Raw genomic sequence first — 2,492 nt, 5'->3', positions numbered from 1 at the left:
GCGCTGATCGTCGCCTCGCCGATGGCCTTCTTCGCCTTGAAGATCTTCGGCACCGGCTATCTGGTGTTCCTGGCCTGGCAGGCGATCGCCAAGGGCTCGGCCTTCTCGCCGGAGAAGCGGACGGGGCCGCAGGTCTCCCTGCTCCGCAGCTGGGCGGCCGGGCTCGGCGTCAACCTGCTCAATCCGAAGATCATCCTGTTCTTCATGACCTTCCTGCCGCAATTCGTCTCCGCGCACGATCCGAACGCGTCCGGGAAACTGTTCTTCCTCGGCATGATGTTCATCGTGCTGTCGATCCCGGTGACGGCGCCGATGGTGCTCGCGGCGGAAAAGTTCTCGGCAGCGATGAAGGCGAGCCCCCGCGTCACGCGCGTGGTCGACTATCTGTTCGGCGGCGTGTTCTCGGCCTTCGCGCTCAAGATACTGACGGCGCAGGCGAAGTAGACCCTGGTGCTTGCGGGCGCGGGTCAGGCTTCCAGATCGGGCAGCGCCGCGCGGCGCCAGCTTCCGGCCCAGCGGCCGGCGGAGAGCCAGTAGAAGATGCCGCCGACCATGCCGCAGCCGATCACGGCCAATCTGGCGTTGGTTGCGGTGACATCGAAATTGGCGTCGCGCACGCTATGCACGAAGCCCAGGAAGACGACGGCGATGACGGCGCCGCCAAGCGCGTAGAACAGCCAGTCGCGCCGGCCGAGCACTTCGGCGATCAAAATGACGACCGCCGCCGGCATGAAGGCGAAATAGGCGACGAACAGCGCCACGAAAGGCACCGAGAAATAGAGCGAGGCGGTCGCCGTCGGCTCGGGATTGGCCGGCGTGTAGCCGAGATGCGCCAGGACCAGGATATTGAGGAAGGCGCTCGCCGCCAGCGAGCCGACGACATAGCCAAAAAGGATGACGGCAAAGCGGACGAGATAGGCGATGAGGCGCCTCACGCCTCGCCGTGCCCCGCGATCATCATGGCCTCCAGCGCCAGGCGGTCCACTTTGCGCATGCGCTCGGATTCCGACTTCAACTGGCCGCAGGCGGCGAGGATGTCGCGGCCGCGCGGCGTGCGGATCGGTGAGGCGTAGCCGGCGTTGTTTATGTAGTCGGCAAACTTCTCGATCGTCTCCCAGTCCGAGCACTGGTAGTTGGTGCCGGGCCAGGGGTTGAACGGGATCAGGTTGATCTTGGCTGGAATGCCCTTCAAGAGCTTCACCAGCGCCTTGGCGTCGTCGAGGGAATCGTTGACGTCCTTCAGCATCACATATTCGAAGGTGATGCGCTTGGCGTTGGAGAGGCCCGGATAGGCCTTGCAGGCGGCGATCAGCTCCTTCAGCGGGAACTTCTTGTTGATCGGCACCAACAGGTCGCGCAAATCGTCATTGGTGGCATGCAGCGAGATCGCCAGCATGACGCCGATCTCCTCGCCGGTGCGGGCGATCTCCGGCACAACGCCCGAGGTCGACAGCGTGATGCGGCGCTTGGACAACGACAGGCCGTCGCCGTCGGAGGCGATCAGCAGCGCCTTCTTCACCGCCTCGAAATTGTAGAGTGGCTCGCCCATACCCATCATGACGATGTTGGACACTTTTCGGCCCTCGGCCGGCACGATGGCGCCGTCCGGCGTGTCGCGGTCGGGGAAGTCGCCGAGGCGGTCGCGCGCGGTCAGCAGCTGCGCCAGGATCTCCTCGGTGGTGAGGTTGCGCACCAGCTTCTGCGTGCCGGTGTGGCAGAAGGAGCAGGTCAGTGTGCAGCCGACCTGCGAGGAGATGCAGAGCGTGCCGCGGCCTTCCTCGGGGATGTAGACGGTCTCGATCTCGACCGGACGGCCGGCGCCGCGCGGCGGAAAGCGGAACAGCCATTTGCGCGTGCCGTCGGAAGAGATCTGCTCCTCGACGATCTCCGGCCGCGCCACGGTGAAATGCTTGTCGAGCTCGGCGCGAAGGTCCTTGGAGATGTTGAACATTTGCGCGAAGTCGGAGACGCCGCGCACATACATCCAGTGCCAGAGCTGCTGGGCGCGCATCTTTGCCTGGCGCTCCGGCACGATGCCGGCGCCGACAAGCGCTTCGCCGAGCTCGGCGCGGGTCAGGCCGATCAGCGACGGCTTCTCGGCCGCTGCTGCGCGGCGCAAGGCGTCACGAGCGCCTTCGGCGGTAAGATCAAGCGAAACGGTCATGGTGGCGCCAATATAAGCGATTTGCGGCCGATTTCAGCATCGGCCGCACGGGAAGCGCGGCGCATAGCACAGCTTGGCGCCGGAGTCATGCGGCTGGGCTTTCCTTCTCCATGCGGCTGGTCTGGCGATAGCGTGCATGGCAGCTGGCGCATGCATTGTCCGATGTAGCGCTGGTCGACCCCCACTCCGTCTCGGCTTCGCCGAGCCACCTCTCCCCCGATCGACGGGGGAGAGGAAAGGCGCCCTTCCTTTCCCTCCGGAGGGGGGAAAGGTGGCGCTGCGAAGCAGCGACGGATTGGGGGAATCACATGGCAATCAAGCCTCGGCC

Annotated in this window: 3 protein-coding genes; 1 reads left to right on the top strand and 2 read right to left on the bottom strand. The window is 65.2% G+C overall.

The window, feature by feature from the left end; translation table 11 throughout:
- A partial coding sequence (locus EOD07_RS30670; RefSeq protein ID WP_164772702.1) for a LysE family translocator occupies positions 1-444 on the top strand: 444 nt, incomplete at its 5' end.
- Positions 445-467: 23 nt separating this feature from the next.
- On the opposite strand, the gene EOD07_RS30665 is transcribed toward EOD07_RS30670, so the two are convergent.
- Together EOD07_RS30665 and rlmN are read right to left on the bottom strand one after the other, a co-directional pair.
- Complete coding sequence (locus EOD07_RS30665; protein ID WP_127237967.1) at positions 468-935, bottom strand: hypothetical protein; 468 nt, start codon at positions 933-935, stop codon at positions 468-470.
- A complete protein-coding gene (rlmN, locus tag EOD07_RS30660; RefSeq protein ID WP_127237966.1) occupies positions 932-2,164 on the bottom strand; it encodes a 23S rRNA (adenine(2503)-C(2))-methyltransferase RlmN in 1,233 nt (410 codons plus the stop codon). The genes EOD07_RS30665 and rlmN overlap by 4 nt, the downstream gene beginning before the upstream one ends.
- Positions 2,165-2,492 lie beyond the last annotated feature (328 nt).

It is taken from the genome of Mesorhizobium sp. M2C.T.Ca.TU.002.02.1.1 (assembly GCF_003997225.1).
Note: the sequence above shows the minus strand (reverse complement) of the source record. Positions and strands in the feature narration are given on the sequence as shown.